This is a genomic window from Pseudarthrobacter sp. CC12 (assembly GCF_039907755.1).
GTDB lineage: Bacteria > Actinomycetota > Actinomycetes > Actinomycetales > Micrococcaceae > Arthrobacter > Arthrobacter niigatensis.
This window is the reverse complement of the sequence record NZ_JARDJH010000031.1, coordinates 25901-43098: the sequence shown is the minus strand read 5'-3', so window position 1 is coordinate 43098 and position 17198 is coordinate 25901. Positions and strand designations below refer to the sequence as shown.

General features: G+C 67.7%; 17 protein-coding genes. 7 read left to right on the top strand and 10 right to left on the bottom strand.

Annotation, left to right across the window (positions count from 1 at the left end; translation table 11 throughout):
* Positions 1 to 177: 177 nt before the first annotated feature.
* Genes PV772_RS17935 through PV772_RS17920 form a run of 4 tightly spaced genes read right to left on the bottom strand, consistent with a single transcriptional unit; the run spans position 178 to position 2656 of the window.
* On the bottom strand, positions 178 to 525 hold the full coding sequence (locus PV772_RS17935) for a PRC-barrel domain containing protein (protein WP_141161264.1): 348 nt from the start codon (positions 523 to 525) through the stop codon (positions 178 to 180).
* A complete protein-coding gene (locus PV772_RS17930) occupies positions 512 to 922 on the bottom strand; it encodes a hypothetical protein (RefSeq protein ID WP_141161265.1) in 411 nt (136 codons plus the stop codon). Before PV772_RS17930 ends, PV772_RS17935 begins: the two co-directional genes overlap by 14 nt.
* Positions 919 to 2145: an Nramp family divalent metal transporter gene (locus PV772_RS17925; protein ID WP_141161266.1), complete on the bottom strand. Its 1227-nt coding sequence runs from the start codon at positions 2143 to 2145 to the stop codon at positions 919 to 921. The genes PV772_RS17930 and PV772_RS17925 overlap by 4 nt, the downstream gene beginning before the upstream one ends.
* A 10-nt stretch (positions 2146 to 2155) precedes the next feature.
* A complete protein-coding gene (locus PV772_RS17920; protein WP_141180978.1) occupies positions 2156 to 2656 on the bottom strand; it encodes a hypothetical protein in 501 nt (166 codons plus the stop codon).
* Between the two features lie 234 nt (positions 2657 to 2890).
* On the opposite strand from PV772_RS17920, the gene PV772_RS17915 reads away from it, so the two are divergent.
* Together PV772_RS17915 and PV772_RS17910 are read left to right on the top strand one after the other, a co-directional pair.
* Positions 2891 to 3283 (top strand): TfoX/Sxy family protein, encoded by a 393-nt coding sequence (locus tag PV772_RS17915; protein WP_141161268.1) that lies wholly within the window; start codon positions 2891 to 2893, stop codon positions 3281 to 3283.
* 85 nt (positions 3284 to 3368) lie between these two features.
* On the top strand, positions 3369 to 4139 hold the full coding sequence (locus tag PV772_RS17910) for an alpha/beta fold hydrolase (protein ID WP_141161269.1): 771 nt from the start codon (positions 3369 to 3371) through the stop codon (positions 4137 to 4139).
* Positions 4140 to 4213: 74 nt separating this feature from the next.
* Here the strand turns inward: PV772_RS17910 and PV772_RS17905 are convergent, their stop codons facing one another.
* Positions 4214 to 4615: a hypothetical protein gene (locus tag PV772_RS17905; protein WP_246839751.1), complete on the bottom strand. Its 402-nt coding sequence runs from the start codon at positions 4613 to 4615 to the stop codon at positions 4214 to 4216.
* Entirely contained in the window at positions 4585 to 4917 is a 333-nt protein-coding gene (locus PV772_RS17900) for a hypothetical protein (protein WP_246839752.1), read from the bottom strand. Before PV772_RS17900 ends, PV772_RS17905 begins: the two co-directional genes overlap by 31 nt.
* A 316-nt stretch (positions 4918 to 5233) precedes the next feature.
* Here PV772_RS17900 and PV772_RS17895 point away from each other — a divergent pair, with 316 nt between their 5' ends.
* The 3 genes from PV772_RS17895 (at position 5234) to PV772_RS17885 (ending at position 6894) form a co-directional block, all read left to right on the top strand.
* Entirely contained in the window at positions 5234 to 5710 is a 477-nt protein-coding gene (locus PV772_RS17895; RefSeq protein ID WP_246839753.1) for a hypothetical protein, read from the top strand.
* A 236-nt stretch (positions 5711 to 5946) separates the two neighbouring features.
* Positions 5947 to 6132 carry a hypothetical protein gene (locus tag PV772_RS17890; protein ID WP_210411278.1) on the top strand — a complete coding sequence of 62 codons (186 nt, stop codon included), beginning with the start codon at positions 5947 to 5949 and terminating at the stop codon, positions 6130 to 6132.
* A 75-nt stretch (positions 6133 to 6207) separates the two neighbouring features.
* Positions 6208 to 6894 carry a response regulator transcription factor gene (locus PV772_RS17885; RefSeq protein WP_141180976.1) on the top strand — a complete coding sequence of 229 codons (687 nt, stop codon included), beginning with the start codon at positions 6208 to 6210 and terminating at the stop codon, positions 6892 to 6894.
* Between the two features lie 13 nt (positions 6895 to 6907).
* Here PV772_RS17885 and PV772_RS17880 read toward each other — a convergent pair whose 3' ends face one another.
* The 3 genes from PV772_RS17880 to PV772_RS17870 form a co-directional block, all read right to left on the bottom strand.
* The gene (locus tag PV772_RS17880) at positions 6908 to 8587 is read right to left on the bottom strand and encodes a GAF domain-containing protein (protein WP_347887038.1); all 1680 of its coding nucleotides are present in this window, start codon (positions 8585 to 8587) and stop codon (positions 6908 to 6910) included.
* Between the two features lie 114 nt (positions 8588 to 8701).
* Positions 8702 to 11428 carry a magnesium-translocating P-type ATPase gene (mgtA, locus tag PV772_RS17875; protein ID WP_347887037.1) on the bottom strand — a complete coding sequence of 909 codons (2727 nt, stop codon included), beginning with the start codon at positions 11426 to 11428 and terminating at the stop codon, positions 8702 to 8704.
* Between the two features lie 80 nt (positions 11429 to 11508).
* Positions 11509 to 12222, bottom strand: coding sequence for a hypothetical protein (locus tag PV772_RS17870; RefSeq protein ID WP_168223109.1), 714 nt, complete (start codon positions 12220 to 12222; stop codon positions 11509 to 11511).
* A 384-nt stretch (positions 12223 to 12606) separates the two neighbouring features.
* Here PV772_RS17870 and PV772_RS17865 point away from each other — a divergent pair, with 384 nt between their 5' ends.
* On the top strand, positions 12607 to 14250 hold the full coding sequence (locus PV772_RS17865) for a S8 family serine peptidase (RefSeq protein WP_347887036.1): 1644 nt from the start codon (positions 12607 to 12609) through the stop codon (positions 14248 to 14250).
* A 15-nt stretch (positions 14251 to 14265) separates the two neighbouring features.
* On the opposite strand, the gene PV772_RS17860 is transcribed toward PV772_RS17865, so the two are convergent.
* Positions 14266 to 15045 carry an SDR family oxidoreductase gene (locus PV772_RS17860; RefSeq protein WP_347887035.1) on the bottom strand — a complete coding sequence of 260 codons (780 nt, stop codon included), beginning with the start codon at positions 15043 to 15045 and terminating at the stop codon, positions 14266 to 14268.
* A 181-nt stretch (positions 15046 to 15226) separates the two neighbouring features.
* Here PV772_RS17860 and PV772_RS17855 point away from each other — a divergent pair, with 181 nt between their 5' ends.
* The gene (locus tag PV772_RS17855; RefSeq protein WP_347887034.1) at positions 15227 to 16816 is read left to right on the top strand and encodes an alkaline phosphatase D family protein; all 1590 of its coding nucleotides are present in this window, start codon (positions 15227 to 15229) and stop codon (positions 16814 to 16816) included.
* Positions 16817 to 17198: the final 382 nt, after the last annotated feature.

Here is a 17198-nt window from a genome sequence, read left to right as displayed (position 1 = left end):
GGGAACGTCCCGACTTTCGGGCCCTCCGGCGTGGGGTGTTCAAAAACCGCTACTTCAGAAGAACACGGACTTTCGACCGCGCGTACTGCCTGAACTACCAACTGCATAAACACAACAACAGGATCTACACTACAGGAGATTTGACGCATACCTAATTGCATGCCTGCCGGGTCCGGATCACGCCTCCGCCGCATCCTGCAGTGCCGTGCTGTAGCGGGTGTACCCGGGACGGAGCCGGACGGAGCCTGCGCCTACCACCGCTATGTCCTCCCAAAGCACCAGGAACGCGCCGCGGTGCCGCCACCGGAGCATTCGAGCCAGCAGCCACGGCCGGGTGAGTCCGTTCCGTTCATAGCCCAGGAAAGATGCCGCGCTGTGCGGGCTGATGACCAGGCCCAGCAGCCGCGGCTCGGCCATCAGCTGGTGCGCGGTGCCGTCCAACGCAAACCGGACGTCGGCCACGCGGCCCAGCCACCCGCCGTCGGCATCCTGGACGGTATTGCCCAGCAGGTCACCGAGGATCATGGCGGCCTCCCGGGATGCGCGCAATGATCTTGTCCCGTACCCAACGTTCCACCCAGCCTGCATCCAGCGACTCTCCGCTGACGCCCAGCCGAACCACTACGCCCACCTCCGCCACGTCTTTCCAGGGAATGCGGATCAGCCGGGACGACGGCGGCCTGCCGCCGAAGACGCGCGTCCCCAGGACCGGCCCGGTCAGCAGCGCACTAAGGACAGGCGCGGGTGTTCCGGGCTCAATGGCATCATCCACGGCAGGGCCTGCCAGTTCGAGGTCGTCGACGGTGGTGACCGGAACGCCGTCGTGGTCCAAAACCTGCCGGTCCAGCAGGTGCAGCTGCGCATCCAGGATCCGCCCGGCCACTTTCGGCGCGGGACGCAGCGGGCCAGGCTGGGCTGTCATGCGCCAGCTCCTGTCACGATCATGAGGGGGATGGCGGCTATGGAGGCCACCAGGATGATCACCAGGTATACCATGCCCAGCGCGTTGACCACCCGTCCGTTCACATGCTCGCGCATGTACTGCGGATCGTTGGCCACGATGAGGATGGGCAGGTAGGTCAAGGGCAGCGCAATGGCGGAAAACACCACCGAGTACTCGGTGACCAGCACGGGGTCTACCCCGGTGGCCAGCACCGCGATGCCCGCCAGCAGGCACACAATCATGGACAGGTGGAAGCGGGCGGCCTCCGCCGGGCGGCGGAACTTGCCCCAGGACCAGCCAAAGAACTGGGCCAGGGTGTAGCCGCTGGAAAGCGTGGTTTCCAGGGCTGCGCCGAAAGTCGCCGCCACGATCCCCAGCAGGACCAGCGCCAGGCCGATCTTTCCTGCGCCCTCCGCCACAGGCAGGATCACCTGGGACAGCGACGTCACCGATATGCCGGCGGGCAACAGGACGACGGCGGCGCACGCGGCTATGGACACGGACAACAAGCCGCCAAGCGGGAATCCGACCAGGACGTTGATCCGCTCCTGGAGCAGGTCCTTCACCGTCCACCCCTCCTCCACAGCGCCTGAGGAGAAGAAGAACACCTCGTACGGGGTCATCGCGGCGCCGAACAGGGCGATGGCGTAGTAGCTGTAGGTCCACACCGTTTCCTGCTCCGGCACCGCGGGAGTGAGTTGCCCGGCCAGCGAGCCCCAGTCCGGCTTGAGCAGGAACAGTGCCACCGCAAAGATGACCAAGGTCAGCCCCAGCAGGCCTGTGACGTTCTCCATGATGGAGAACCGGACGCGCCATACCACCAGCCACACGGCCAGCGCCGCCACCGGAATCCAGAGCAGGTAGTAGACGCTGCTGGCCAGCTGGAGCGCCAGGGCAACGCCGCCGATCTCCGCCGTCACGGTCATGAGGTTGATCAGGAAGGACGCCGCCAGGTTGGCCAGCCCGGCCCGGGCGCCGAGCCGTTCGCGGATCACCTCAAACGTGGCCCGGCCGGACGCGGCAGCCACCCGGCCGGACATGTTGGCGAAAAGGCAGATCCCCAGCACGCCGAGGGCCACCACCCACACCAGGGACAGGCCGAAGCGGGAGCCCACGACGGCGTTGGTTACCAGGTCTCCGATGTCCACGAACCCGCCAATCGCGGTGAGGATCCCGAGTGCGACGCGGAGGAGCCGTTTCATGGGTGGGCCTTCACGGGGACGCCACCGTGCTTTCGAGCTGCTTCAGGACGTCCTGGGCATCCGCGAGCGCTTTGTCACCGTCCGCGAGGGAGGGGGTGCCGCCGTCGCCCGCTGCCAACGCCGCACGCGCCGTGGCGAAGCCGGCGGCGCACTGGTCAAGCGCATCCAATGCCTGCCTCTGGGTGCCGCGGTCCACCGTGGTGGCCGGGGAGAGCTTCAGGACGGTGCTGCGGCTGGACTGGAGTTCCTTGAGACCGTCGTCAAGCGTGGTGGAGGTGGCGGCACGCGTCAGCTTGCCGGCCATGTCCTGGCGGAGGGCGATCCGGGCGGTGGCGACGGCGGAGGAGCTGTCCTTGACGGCCGTGGACACCGACTCGGTGATGCCGCTGCTGCAGCCGGTGAGGAGGGCCACGCCGAGGAGGGCGGACGCGGCGGGGGCCAGCGCGCCCACGTTCGTCCGGCCCGGGTGCGTGCTGCGCCCGGCCGGCCCCGGAGCTGGATTTGCCAGCACCGTTGCCTCCAACCTTCCGGGAAAGACCGGGTCCTCGGAATCCGCCCTTCGCCAGGCAGCTCCAATTAGTTGCCTATGGTCAGGTATAGCACCGGCCCGGGAAGTTTGACCTGTTCAGAGCAGGATTTGTTGCCTGCCGGGGACCTCCGTGAACGGCCCCTCGACCCCACCGCCAAACGGGCATATCCTGCATCCAGATCCTGCGGACAAACCCCGCCGACGGGAGGCAAAGCCATGGAGATGCCCAAGGCAACCGAGGAAGAAAAAGCGCGGTTCCGCCGCGTGGTCCCCGACCATCCCGGAGTGGTGGTCAAGCCGATGTTCGGCAACCTGGGAGCGTTCGTCAACGGCAACATGTTCGCCGGGCTGTTCGGATCCACCATTGGCGTGAAGCTCTCCCGGGAGGACAAGGAAGTGCTGGAGTCCTCCGAACGGACCGTGCCGTTTGGGCCCGCAGAGCGACCGATGGGCGGGTACACCGGCCTGCCCGAAGTGTGGAATGAAGAGGGCGACGGCGACGAAACCCGGGCGCGGGCATGGGCCGAAAAGGCGCTGGCTTACGTCGGCTCCCTGCCGGCCAAGGAGCCCAAGGCCCGCGCTACCCGGCCGCCCCGGACGGGCGGGTAGCCGTGTCCACCCCGGCAACACCCCGGGAGGAAACCAGCACATCTGGCAGCGCGCGGCTGACGGGCCGCCTGAAGGAGCCATTGTCGTGGAACCGTACCGCGTGATCCTGCTTCCCGGCAGTGTCCTGCCCGCCGGTCCTGCCTATGGCGCGCTGCTGGGAGCCCTGGGAGAAAGCGTTGATGCCGTGGCCAAGGACTTGGAGCTCTACCGAGATGACGCGCCACCGCCTGGCTGGAGCCTGGACACAGAGGGAGACGGCGTGCTCCGCGAGGCGGACGCCCGCGGCTGGGATGCCTTCCACCTGCTGGGCTATTCGGGTGGCGGTGCAGCGGCCCTGGCGCTCACAGCCCGGCACCCGGAACGGCTGCTGAGCCTGGCCCTGCTGGAGCCGGCCTGGGCGGGCGCCTGGGACTGGAGCCCCGAGCACACGCGGCTGTGGCACCGGTACGGTGAACTGGCGGCCCTTCCGCCGGAGCAATTCATGGCATCCTTCATGCGGCTGCAGGTGAAGCCCGACGCCGTCCTGCCGCCTCCGCCGCCCGGCCCACCCCCGCCATGGATGGCCAAGCGGCCGGCGGGCATCAGCGCGTTCCTGCACGCGTTCGAAACATATGACCTGGACCGCAGCCGGCTGGCTGCCTTCGAAAAGCCGGTGCTCTTTGTCCTCGGCGGCATGAGCAGCCCGGATGAGCAGGGGGACAACGCCGCCCGCTTGTCCCGCGTCTTCGCCGATTACCGGCTGGAGGTATTTCCCGGACGGCACCACTTCGATCCCCCGCACCGTGCGGAACCCGAACGGGTCGCGGCGCTGCTGCGAGCGCACTGGGACCGGGCAGGGGCGCAGGCACTTTCCTAGCCCGCACTGACCCGCGAGATGGCATTTGGCGGCAATGCGCTTGCCGTGACCTGCCATCTGGCGGGGCGGGTCCTCTAGCCTGCGCGCGGTCCCGGGCGGTGCGCCTTCTGCCGCCCGTCGCGGTGAGCCAGGTACGCGTACACCATGAGGGCGAGGCCGGCGAGGATCATCACCGCAGGGAAGGCAACGTCCACCGGAATGAGCAGCGCCGTTGCCTGGAGAACGAAGATCAGCCCCATGACGGCGAGGATGCCGGCCGGGATCAATGGCCACCTCATCCGCTCCGCATGGCTGCCGGCGGTGTCCGTGGTGTGGACCGGGACTGCTGACAGCAGCCCGAAAGTTGCGGCCAGGCCGAGGAAGAGGATGGCTGCGGTAGGCGTTCCCTGCAGTTGCGGCGGGAGGCCCACGATGAGCGCCAGCGTGAACATGACGCCGGAAGGTATCAGTGCCCACCAGTTGGTACGCTCGCGCACGAAAACGGCCGCGAATCCGGCACCCATGAAAAGGAACAGGAAAGCAGCCCCCAGGCACCCCCTGTGAGCTGGGTGGCGGCGACAACCGCTGCCAGGCCTAGGAACACGGACCCGGGGATGGCCGCCCACCAGTTCTCCCGGCGGCGGATGAACAGGGACAGGAACAGAACCCCCACGGCCGTGAAGATCAGCGGCGCCGTGAATGCCGCGGTGTCCATGACGCCCAGCCGGTCAAGGAGCAACAGCACGCCCAGGGCAATGAGGATCACGCCCGCGATGACGCTGGTGTTTGCAGATTTCACCGTGCACCTCCCGGTTCCGGCATGCGGCCGTGCACCGCGCTGCCTATCTCAGGCTAGGGCGGCCCCAAAGCCCACAACAGGGCATTAAGCCCCCGTCCGCCCTGATCGGTGGCGGGACTCCCTGCGATGACAGGACCTTCAGCCCTATAGCCGGACTGCGGTCGCTTGGCATTCTGGTGGGGGCAGCATCCAAGTCCCCTCAGTGCGGGGCAAGAGCAGCCCGTCGTACCCCCAGTGACTTTCCGCCGGAGGCATCCGCTGGGATGCCCGCCGGTGCGCAGCCGCATCCGGCCGCCTGGATTTTGAAAGGACCGGCATGTCCGCTCACATCCTCACGTTCCGTCCCGCCCGATTGCCGCAGGCAGAAGCAGCGCACCGGCGCGCAATGCTGCTCCACCCTTCCAACTTCATCTCCGAATCAGCCCCTGCCGGTGGGTCCGGGAAGGAAGCCGAAGAGCTGGCCGTCCGGTTCGATTCCCTCTATCAGGAGTTCCTGGACCAGGGGCTGCCGGCGAACCAGGCCCGGACAGAGGTGGCACGGACGGCAGCGCGGGACATTTGGGACGCATTTGCCTCCCGGCTGCGCGGCCACCGCGCAGCCGGGCAGCAGCTCGACGCGAACGTCCTGGCCGTTGCCCTTGCGTCGATCCAGTGCATGAACATCGCCCCTGCCACGGCGCCCGGAAGACCTCGACCTCGCCGTCCGTGCCGTCCGCACCGCGCGGCGCCGCCTCCAGCACAACGGCGGCCTGCTGGACCGCCTGCACCCGCACCAAAACCCGGCGTTCCATGATGCCGTGGCCACGCTCCAGGCGCTGGAGGTATTCCTCGCACCGCAAAAGAAGGCCGCCTGATCCGGGACGGGGTGGTGAGTACATGGCAACCGAGGACGAATACAGGGCGGTGTATGGCGGTGACTAGCCGGCAGGCCTGGGCGCCGCGGCCCGGCTGGGCGACGGCGGGTGTAACGCCATTTCCAGGGATGACGGCGGGCTAGTGGGCTTCTGGAGTTCATGGGAAAATGCCAGCGTGGCGCTGAACCGGCTCCAGGAGCTCGGCGGACGGTATGAATACCGTCTGGAGGAGTCCCACCAATGGGTGACTGGTCCGGAACACAACACCATCTGCGTTGTCTGCAGCATCCCCCGGGAGGCTCCGGAATCCACCGTCACAGCGCCGGGCATGGAGTGGCGGCCACAAGTGCTGGATGAATAAATGTGGTTCCTTCCAGAGGGGCGGCTGCAGGGAGAGGGCAGCCGGGGAGGGCGTCGAACCGATGAGAGCGTCTTAATGAACACACCTGCAGACCCCACTGGAGGGGCCGCGTTCCCGGCCCTGCCCGTCCGGGTGTTCGTCCTCAATGACCACGAGATGGTCCGCCGTGGCCTGGCGGACCTGCTCGAGCACGCCGGATTCGATGTTGTTGGCGAAAGCGGATCGGCTGCGGAGGCGGGCCGCTTGATCCACATCCTGCAGCCTGACATCGTGGTGCTCGACGACAGGCTGCCGGACGGCACGGGCATCGAGGTGTGCCGGAATTTGCGCTCCACCGACCCGGACGTGAAGTGCCTGATCCTTACCGGCTGGGACGAACAGCATGCGGTGCGCGCAGCGGTCCTGGCGGGCGCGTCAGGGTATGTGCTCAAGCGGATCGGAGACCATGACGCTTTGATCAACTGCCTCCGCGTCACCGCCGCCGGCATACCGCCCATGGGTCCTGGGGTCAGGGAGCGGGTGGCCGAAAGCCTCTACGCCACCGCTTCCGCGCCGTGGCTCACAGCCATGACACGGACGGAGCGGAGCGTGCTCGCCCTCATGGCACGCGGGCTGACCAACCACCAGATCGGGCAGGAGCTGGTCATGACCGAGGCCGTCGTCGGCGCCAGCGTTTCCGCCGTGCTCCAGAAGCTCGGCTTCCGGCGGCGGGTCCACCTGATACCCGCGCCCATCCCCCGGGCGTGGGAACTGCTGCACTGACCAACTACGGCGGTCAGCCGGCAGCGGGCGCTCTCCACGTCACACTGGTGCCTTTGCCGGGGACGCTGTCGATGATGCACTCACCCCCCAGGCGGGTGGCCCGGTTCCTCATGTTGGTCAGGCCGCTGACCCGCTGCGGATCCTTGAACCCGCGCCCGGTATCGCGGACCGTGAGGACCACGTCGTTGTCCTGGACGGCGAGCAGGATGGCGATGTCCTCTGATCCCGAATGCCTGACCGCATTGCTGACGCTTTCGTGGAGTACCGGGAGCAACTGTGCGGCGACCTCGTCGCCAACGGCGTCGTCCACCGGCCCGGAGAACTGGATCCTGGGGAGGAAACCGGAAGCGTTAGCTGCTTCCTGGACGGCACGCAGCACGCGCCCGCTCAGGAGTTCCTTGTCGGGTTCACGGGCCTGCAGGGAGTAGATGGTGTCCCGGAGCTGGTGGATGCAGTCATCCAGTTCTGCGGTGATCCCGGCGATGCGCCGTTCATGGGCAGGCGGGTCCGCGGTGTAGCGGCGCAGTCCCTGGATACTCAGCCCGGCAGCGAAGAGCCGCTGGATCACCAGGTCGTGAAGGTCCGCTGCGATCCGTTCCCGGTCGATGAACAGGGCGTGCTCTTCGCGCAACTGGTTCGCCTTGAGCAGGTCCAGCGTCAGCCCGATCCGGGAGGCAAACACTGCGCTTTGCTCAGCATCGACGTCCGTATACCGGACGCCCCCAACGCCCCGGGCCAGGACCAGGACGCTGTCGCGGTGGCCGTCACTGTTGCTGCCCAGCGCGGCCACCAGGACCGGGCCCAGCTTCTCGGCCGACGTCGGATCGAACACCAGGAGCGGGTCCGTCAGGACCTTGGACTCCCCCGTCTCCAGCACTTCGGACAGGATGGCGGCGGCGGGCAGTTCCTGGCCGCCGGGCATCGACTGGGCACCCACGGAGGTCCGGCACCTGATGGTTCCGTCGGGCCCCACCGATGCGATCAGGGACAGGACCGAGGAAGAGGCGTTCAGGGCGCGTTCGGCGATCATGTCCAGGTTCTCGGTGTCCGATCGCGGCTGGTCCTTCAGGCGGTCGCTGACTTCCATGCCCGCCTCCAGCCAGCGCTGGCGGCGCCTGCTGTCATCAAACAGCTTTGCGTTCTGGATGGCCACGCCGGCGGCGGCCGCCAGGGCAACCGCCAGGTCCTCGTCCTCCCCCGTGAAATCCTGCCCACCGATTTTTTCGGTCAAGTAGAGGTTCCCGAAGACCTCGTTCCGGACCCGGACCGGGACGCCCAGGAAGGTGCCCATGGGCGGGTGGTTGGGGGGAAAGCCCACCGCCATGGGGTGGTCGCCCAGGTCATGGAGCCGCAACGGCTTGGGTTCGCGGATCAGCTGGCCCAACACGCCATGCCCGGTGGGCAGGTCGCCGATCACGCGGGCACCTTCGTCATCGATGCCTACGGTGATGAAGTGGCTCAGCTGCTGGTCGTCGCCGATGACGCCCAGGGCCCCGTACCGCGCCCCCACCAGTTCGCAGGCAGACTGCACCAGGCGGTCCAGGACTGCCTCCAGGCTCAGGTCCTCCGTCATGGAGACCACTGCGCCGAGCAGCCCCTCGACGTGTTCCTGTGCCCGGACAAGATCATCAGCCCGCTCTACGAACTCCCGCAGGAGTTCCCGGGTTCGTCGCCTTATAGGTTCACGCCACATGAAAAACGCTCCGAAATCGGTCGCATCCACGGCGGGCTGCATCACCCCGGATCCGATATTTGAAAGCCCCCAGCGTCTCTTTTCCCATGCTAACAACGCCCGGCACTGCGCGCGCTAAAGGTTACGGAAGGGCCCCACCCGCCGTGCCCTTCTGCCCCCCGGCAGGTTTTTCCGGGATGCAGGGACCGAAAGCGGGGGTACCTTGACGGGGATGCTGAACCGGAAGGCCCGCCGGGCAATGTGGTGCGTATCCTTGCGGCGCCGGACGGGCGGGGGCGGGGCGGCCAGCTGCTGGGCGTCACGTGCGAAGAACCATTGCTTGGCCACCTCCACCAGCACCAGGTACACCACCACCATGCCCAGCAGGGCCAGGAAGAACGGCACCGGCAAGGGGTCGAAGCCCAGCACTGCGGCCACCGGTGACAGCGGCAGGAAGATGCCCACGGCCACCACTCCCAGCGAGGCGGCGATCAGGCCTGCTGAGGGCCGGCTCCGCAGGAAGGGGACCCGCCGGGTCCGGATGGCGAAGATGATCAGCGTCTGGGTGGCGATGGATTCAATGAACCAGCCGGCGCGGAACTCCCCCGGCGCGGCGGTGAACACGAACAGCATCAGCGCGAACGTAGCGAAGTCGAAAAGGGAACTGATCGGCCCGAAGAGCAGCATGAACCGCCGGATGAAGGCAATGTCCCAGTGCGATGGCGCCCGCAACTGCTCCTTGTCCACCCGGTCCCCCGGAATGGCCAGCTGCCCGGAGTCGTAGAGCAGGTTGTTCAGCAGGATCTGGCCCGGCAGCATGGGCAGGAAACTCAGCACCACCGAGGCCACGGCCGCGCTGAACATATTGCCGAAGTTGCTGGAGGTGCCCATCAGTACATATTTGATGGTGTTGGCGAAGATCCGCCGGCCCTCCATCACGCCCTCCGCCAGGACCCCCAGGTCCTTGTCCAGGAGGACGACGTCGGCCGCGTCCTTGGCAACGTCAGTCGCGGTATCGACGGAGATGCCGATGTCCGCCTTGTGGAGTGCCAGCGCGTCGTTGACGCCGTCGCCCATGAAGCCCACGGACCCGCCGCTGAGGCGCAGCAGGGTGATGATGCGTGCTTTTTGTTCGGGCGACACGCGCGCGAAGATCGTTGCCGTCCTGGCGGCGGCGGCGAGGTCGGCGTCGGACATGGCTTCAACCTGGGCCCCGGTGAGGGTGCCGCCGGAGACCACGTCCAGGTCGGCGCAGACCTTCTCCGCCACCTTGGCGTTGTCCCCGGTGGCGATCTTCACCGAGATGCCCAGTGCCTCCAGGAGGTCCAGGGACTGCCGGGCATTGGCTTTGGGGCGGTCAAGGAAGACGAGGAAACCGGCCAGGGCCAGGTTGCGCTCGTCCGCCGGGGTCAGCCTGTCCAGCCCCGGGGCCGGGCGGGTGGCCACGGCAACCACACGGGAGCCGGCGTCGAACTGCTCGTCCAGCAGGGCCTGCACGGCAGGCGGGGTGGGTCCGCAGAGGGCCAGGATGTCCTCCGGGGCGCCCTTGGTGACCAGCTGCGCGGGGCCGCCGTTCTCCCGGACCAGCACTGTGGTGCGGCGGCGTTGGTGGTCAAAGCCGATGAGGTCCACCCGCTCGAAGCGTCCGGGGTCGAAACCGGACGCCCCGGGGCTGCCCCACAGGGCGGCGTCCAGCGGGTTCTGCCCGGCCGGGGAATTTTTGGCATCCCTGTAGTCGGTCTCGGTGGCCAGCAGGCCCAGGGTGAGCAGCCCGTCGTCGGACGTCTCCGGGGAAGCCGGCAGCGCACCGGTGAAGCTGATCCTGCCCTCCGTCAGGGTGCCGGTCTTGTCGGTGACCAGGATGTCCATGTCCCCCAGGTCCTCGATGCACACCAGGCGTTTGACCAGCACCTTCCGCTTGGCCAGCTGCCGGGTGCCGGTGGCCAGGGAGGTACTGACCACGGCTGGGAGCAACTGCGGGGTGATGCCGACCGCAATGGCCAGCGAGAACAGCAGGGATTCGATGAGCGGACGTTGCAGCAGCAGGTTGGCCACGAAGATCAGCGAGGTGAGCACCATTGCCACCTGCAGCAGCAGGAAGGAGAACCGTTTGAGTCCCAGCTGGAACTCGGTCTGCGGCTGCCTCTCGCCAAGGCCCAGTGCGATGCGCCCGAATTCGGCACGGCCGCCGGTGGCAACCACCACCCCGGTGCAGCCGCCTGACTGAACCACCGTGCCCATGAACACGCAGGAGGTGAGGTCTCCCAGTGCTGAACCGGCAGCGACAGGAGCAGCTTCCTTGGCCGCAGGCTGGGACTCCCCGGTGAGGATGCTTTCATCACAGAGAAGGTTGTTGGTGGTCAGAAGCCGGATGTCCGCCGGGATGATGGCACCCAGGGAGAGATGCACGACGTCGCCCGGTACCAGGGCGGTAACGTCCACTTCCCTGGTGCTTCCCCCGCGGAGCGCCACGGCACGGTGGGTGACGCGGTCGTGCAGGGCTTCGGAGGCGCGTTCCGCGCGGTATTCGTTGGTGAAGCCGAGGCCGACGCTGGCCAGCAGGATCACACCGATGACGATGGAATTGGTGGCGTCGCCCAGGAACAGGGACAGGCCGGCGGTCACGATCAGGAGGATGAGGATGGGGCTGGCGAACTGCCGTCCCAGCACTGCCCAGGCGTTGGCGCGGTGGGTGCGGACGGCGTTGGGGCCAAGCTGTTCCAGGCGGGCGGCCGCCTCTTCCCCGGTGAGGCCGCCGGGCGCGGATCCAAGGCGTTCCAGCGTTTGCTCCGCCGTCAGGCTTGCGGCATCAGTGATGGCCAGTTGGAGGGAGCTGCGCTCCCGGACGTTCACGTCTGTCATGCCGATCCGTTCGGACGCTTGGGCTTCGTGGCTTTAACCTAAGGCAAGGGTACGACGGCGGCGGCAGTCCGCCTTTCCGGTTACTTCAGGCTGAGCACCTCGTCGATGGGGCGGCCGTTGACGAACACCTGGGCGCTGGTGGCCCCGGAGGCGGCCATGGCCGTGTACTCAAGCTGCGCTTTTGCCCGTGGAACGTCGCAGACCCCGCCCAGCATGAACTGCCCGGTGAGCCAGATAGTGATGGTGCTGCCGTCCAGCTCGCCGGCCACATAGGACAGGTTCGACTGGTACAGGACATTGACCAGCCCGGACATGCCCACGTCCCGACTCTTGTTGGCCAGCAGGGTCCCGACGCTGGGGCCCACCTGATCGGTGAAGCGGACGGGTGCCGTCGTGGTGGCCACCAGGCTGTCACCGCAGCCGATCCTGGGCCCCGAGACGCCGTTGTCGCCCACCGCAACGTAGTAGATGGTCAGCGGGGCAACTTGCTCGGGGAGTCCGGTGGTGGGGGCAGGTTCCTGCGTTGGCTCCTGCGTGGGCGGCGGGCTTGCCGGGGCGGACGACGGCGGCGCGGAAGCCGGGGCGGTGGGCGCGGCTGAGGTGGCGGCCGGCGAAGTCGGGGCCGCCGTGGTGGTGGGGCTCGCCGTCGTGCCTGGACTGGTGCTGCCGGCCGTGGGGCCCGGGGCCGCGGAACTGGTGGCGGGCCCCGGCGCCGGTGGGCCAAAGCAGCCGGTGAGGACCAGCAAGCCGGTGAGCCCGAGAACGCTGAATGCCGAAAGCCTGGGCTTGGTCATGATGCCCCCTTGGATGTGGGTCCCGCGGCCGTGGGACCCACATTCAAGCTACGCCCGGGGGTTACTCCAGAACAGGGACTAAAGTCCGAGCCGTCGAAGGATGCACCAGCACTTTCACCGTCGCCTCCTGAATTCCGGAGTTGTACCATGGGTCGGGAAACAGCTTCCTCTGCCCAGGCCCCATGCCTGCGCTGGAGAACCGGCCCCGGGCTCAGCCGGGGCTCCGGGGCAGGAACGGGCTGTGGACCAGGGAACGGTTCCCCCGTTTCCGCCGAAAGCTGGGGAGCTCAAGCATGTCATTTTCCAAGCGAATCCGCCGGCCCGCCGGTGCGGTGCTGGCCGCTGCTGCCGTGATGCTGGCGCCGCCGCCGGCCCGCCGGTGCGGTGCTGGCCGCTGCTGCCGTGATGCTGGCGCCGCCGCCGGCCACGGCGCTCACCCCAGCGGTGACCGTCGCTCCACCGCCCTCGCCGGCGGTCAGCGGTAACGCGCAGGCAGCCAATCCCCTGGCCAGCGACGAGGGCCGCTACCTGGTCAGGTTCACCAAGGGCTCGGACGTGGCCACGGAAGCCCGGTCCCTGCAGGTCCAGGGAGTGCGCATTGGCAGGACCTTCTCCGCAGCAGTCCGGGGCGCGGCCATCACCGCCACCAAGGCGCAGGCGGCTGCCTTGGCCCGTTCGCCCCGTGTCGCCCTGATTGAGCCGGACCTGCCCGTGACGGTTGCCGATACCCAGCAGTCACCGCCCTGGGGCCTGGACAGGATCGACCAGCGCGCGCTCCCGCTCTCAAACACGTTCACGCCCACGGCCAGCGGCGCCGGCGTCAGCACCTACGTCATCGACACCGGGGTCCTGGCGGAAAACAGCGACTTTGGCGGCCGGGTGGCCCCGGGCTGGACCGCCATCGCCGACGGCAAGGGCAGCAGCGACTGCAACGGCCACGGAACGCATGTCGCCGGCATCATCGCCGGGAAAACCTATGGGGTGGCCAAGTCAGCGAGCGTGGTTCCGGTGCGGGTGCTCGGCTGCGACGGTTCCGGCTATGACTCGGACGTTATCGCCGGCCTGGACTGGATCGCCTCCCAGCATGCCGCCGGCACCCCCGCGGTGGCCAACCTCAGCATTGGTGGCCCCACCAGCACCACGCTGGATGACGCACTCAGGGGAATCATTAATGACGGCGTCACAGCCGTGGTGGCAGCCGGCAACGCCGCGGTGGATGCCTGTACCACTTCCCCGGCACGGGTGCCCGAGGCCTTGACCGTGGCCGCCACCGATTCCTCGGACCGGCAGGCAGGGTTCTCGAATTACGGAAGCTGCGTTGACCTGTACGCCCCGGGGGTGGGCATCCAGTCCGACTGGGACACCTCCACCACCTCGGTCGCTACGCTGAGCGGCACGTCCATGGCGTCTCCCCACGTTGCCGGTGCTGCGGCGCTTTCCTTGTCGCGGAACCCGCAGCAGACGCCGGCTGCGGTGGCAGCGGACCTGACGGCTGCGGCCACCCAGGGCACTGTCACCAACGTGTCAGCGGGAACCCCCAACCGCCTGCTCTTCACCGGCCCGGCTGCGGCTCCGGTGGCGAGGGACTTCACCAGTGACGGCAAGGCCGACCTGCTGGCACAGGACGGCAACGGGAGCCTATGGACCTATCCGGGCCAGGGGAATGGCCTGTTCGGCTGGCGCATCAAGGTCGGCGACGGCTGGAACGTCATGACCGCGGTCAGCGCAGCAGGAGACCTCACCGGAGACGGCAAACCCGACCTGATTGCCCGCGACACCAACGGCACCCTCTGGACCTACCCGGGCCAAGGCAACGGCCTCTTCGGCTGGCGCATCAAGGTCGGCGACGGCTGGAACGTCATGACCGCCATCAGCGCAGCAGGAGACCTCACCGGAGACGGCAAACCCGACCTCATCGCCCGTGACACCGACGGCACCCTCTGGACCTACCCGGGCCAAGGCAACGGCCTCTTCGGCTGGCGCATCAACGTGGGCCCGGGCTGGAACGTCATGACCGCCATCAGCTAGGGGCCGGTCCCTCCATCACCAGACGGAGTCGCCGCGCAGGACAGCGTCGCTGCCGCCGTCCACGTAGACAATCTGCCCGCACAGGTGGGTGTTTTCGGCGCTGTTGAGCCACGCCAGCAGGCGTGCGACGACGATGGGTTCGGCGATGCCGTTCAGTGGCATCGGGACCACTTTCAGCAGCGACTCCCGCTCCTGTTCAGTGTCGATCAGGTCTGCGGTCATGGGCGTGGCGATCACACCGGGTGCCACGGCGTTCAGCGGGATCCCGGCACCGGCCCACTCTGCAGTGGCAGCCTTCCGGCGGACCCACCGGGACAGCGCCACCTTGGTGGACGCGTAAATAAGTTGCCCTGTGGTGGACGGTTCCTTGGCCAAAACCTGGGCGCGGTCCATGGCTGCCGGTTCGTCCCCGTCAGTCAGCAGCGCTACGAGCTCATCGTCGCTGGCCATGAGGGCCGCCATGGAGGACACCACAACGGCGCGCGGTGCCTCCGAGCCGGCCAGCAACGGCCTGAGCCCTTCGATCGAGGCGACGGTACCGAAAAAGTTCACGGCCACCGTGGCCGGAGCCGGCACGGCGAGGCCGGCCACTGCATAGACGGCATCAATCCTGCCGCTGACCTCCCGTACCGCGTCCACCAAGGCACCGCGGCCCTCTACGGTGGAGAGGTCGGCCACTACTTCGGCGTCGTGGAGATCCACGCCGATCACTCGTTCGCCCCGTTGTTCGAGCAGTTCCTTCGTTGCCTTGCCGATCCCGGAGGCGGCGCCGGTGATGACGGAAGTACGGGGCATGGTGTCTTCTTTCGCTGGCTGGGCGGGGTCGGTGCCAACGATGCCCGGCGGCCCCCAGTGGAACCAGAGTCCAAAGGCCCGAAAGCACCCAGCCGCAAACTAACAACCCTTGTCACACCGTTAACCACTCATTCATATCCTCCTCAAAACCTGTACAACGGCTGGAAATACCGTGGGAGCCATGGACAACATCTCCCGCAGAACCCTCATCTCCACCGGCCTCGGGGCCGGGTTGATCGCAGCCCTGCCTGGTACCGCCGTCGCGGTTTCCACCGCGGACGACGCCGGCCTCCGCGCCGATCCCTTCATGCTCGGCATCGCCTCGGGCGAGCCGTGGCCGGACGGCTTCGTGCTCTGGACGCGCCTGGCGCTCAACCCCGTGGCGGAGGACGGGCTGGGCGGTATGCCGTCCCGCCCGGTCTCCGTGCAGTGGGAAGTGGCCGAGGACCAGGGCATGCGCAACGTGGTGGCCCGCGGCGTCGAGCAGGCCCGGATCGAAACCGCGCACTCGGTGCACGTGGAGCTGCGCGGGTTGAAAGCGGGCCGCGAGTACTTCTACCGGTTCCGCGCCGGCAGGCACCTGAGCCAGGTGGGACGCACCCTGACCAGCCCGGCGCTGCATGAGACGCCCGCCGCACTGGCCATGGCGTTCGCCAGCTGCGCCCAATACGAGCACGGCTACTTCACCGCCTACCGCCGCCTCGCGGAGGACCACCCGGACCTGGTGCTGCACCTTGGCGACTACCTCTACGAATACAAGAAGGGCGGCTACGTGATTGGCGGCGGCAACCCGCGCGACCACGAGGGCCCGGAGACCGTCACACTGGAGACTTACCGGCAGCGGCACGCCCAGTACAAGGCCGACGCCGACCTGCAGGCCGCGCACGCCATCGCACCCTGGGCAGTGGTCTGGGATGACCACGAGGTGGACAACAACTGGGCGGACGACGTGCCGGAGAACAGTGACGCCGGCCAGCTCAATGACAGCGTGGAGCATTTCCGCCAGCGCCGCGCCGCCGCGTTCCAGGCCTACTACGAGAACATGCCGCTGCGTCCGTCGTCGCTGCCGGCAGGCCCGGACATGAAGATCTACCGCAGGATCCAGTGGGGCCAGCTGGCCAACTTCCACATGATGGATACGCGGCAGTACCGCGACGATCAGCTGGCCGGTGACGGCTGGAAGAAGAACGTGGCCGAACGGCTGGCGGAGGACCGGACCATCACCGGCGCCGAGCAGGAGAGGTGGCTGCTGGACGGATTCAGGAACTCCACCCAGCGCTGGGACATCCTGGGCCAGCAGGTCTTCTTCGCCGAGCGCGACCGGAACAAGGCGCCGGAGATCGACGACGTGTCCATGGACGGGTGGGATGGGTATGTCTCTTCCCGCCGCCGCATCACCCAGGGGTGGGTGGACGCGAACGTCCGGAACGCCGTCGTACTCACCGGCGACGTGCACCGCAACTGGGCCAATGACGTCAAAGTGGACTACAAGGACCCGGCTTCCCCGGTGGTGGGGTCGGAGCTGGTGTGCACCTCCATCACGTCCACCGGCGACGGCAACGGCTCCACTGCCGACCCCGTCATGGCCTGGAACCCGCACCTGAAGTTCTACAACGACAACCGCGGTTACGTGAACACGCGCATCACCAGGGAAGCCATGACCGCGGACTTCAGGGTGCTGGACCATGTCACGACGCCTGGTGCGCCGGCGTCCACCAAGGCCTCCTTCGAGATCCGCGACGGCGTCCCGGGGCTGCAGCCGCGGGCCTGACCTTCGCCGGGGGTGAACGCGGCCAGGCCTACTTCACGGCGTTGGCCGCGGTCACCCGGCCGCGCCCAGTAGGAGGACCTGCTCGTGTACCCGCATCTGAAGGAGCGGGCGCCGGCGAGCGCCCTGCATGTGGGGCAGATGCTCGAGCAGCACAGGCACGACACGCGCGGCTCGAAGCAATTGAGCCAGCACCGTCGCGCTTGATGGAGAGGGCGGATGAGGAGCTACACCAACGGCCTTTGGCCCGGGCGCCCGGCCCTATTTGACTCCCATCTCGTAAACAGCCCCTAGCACGCAAAGGATCCGAATTCGATTAGGGCGCGCCGCATCCAGTAAAATCTTTAGGTGGCTTTCCTCAAACCCTTAAAACGCCCCGCTGCCC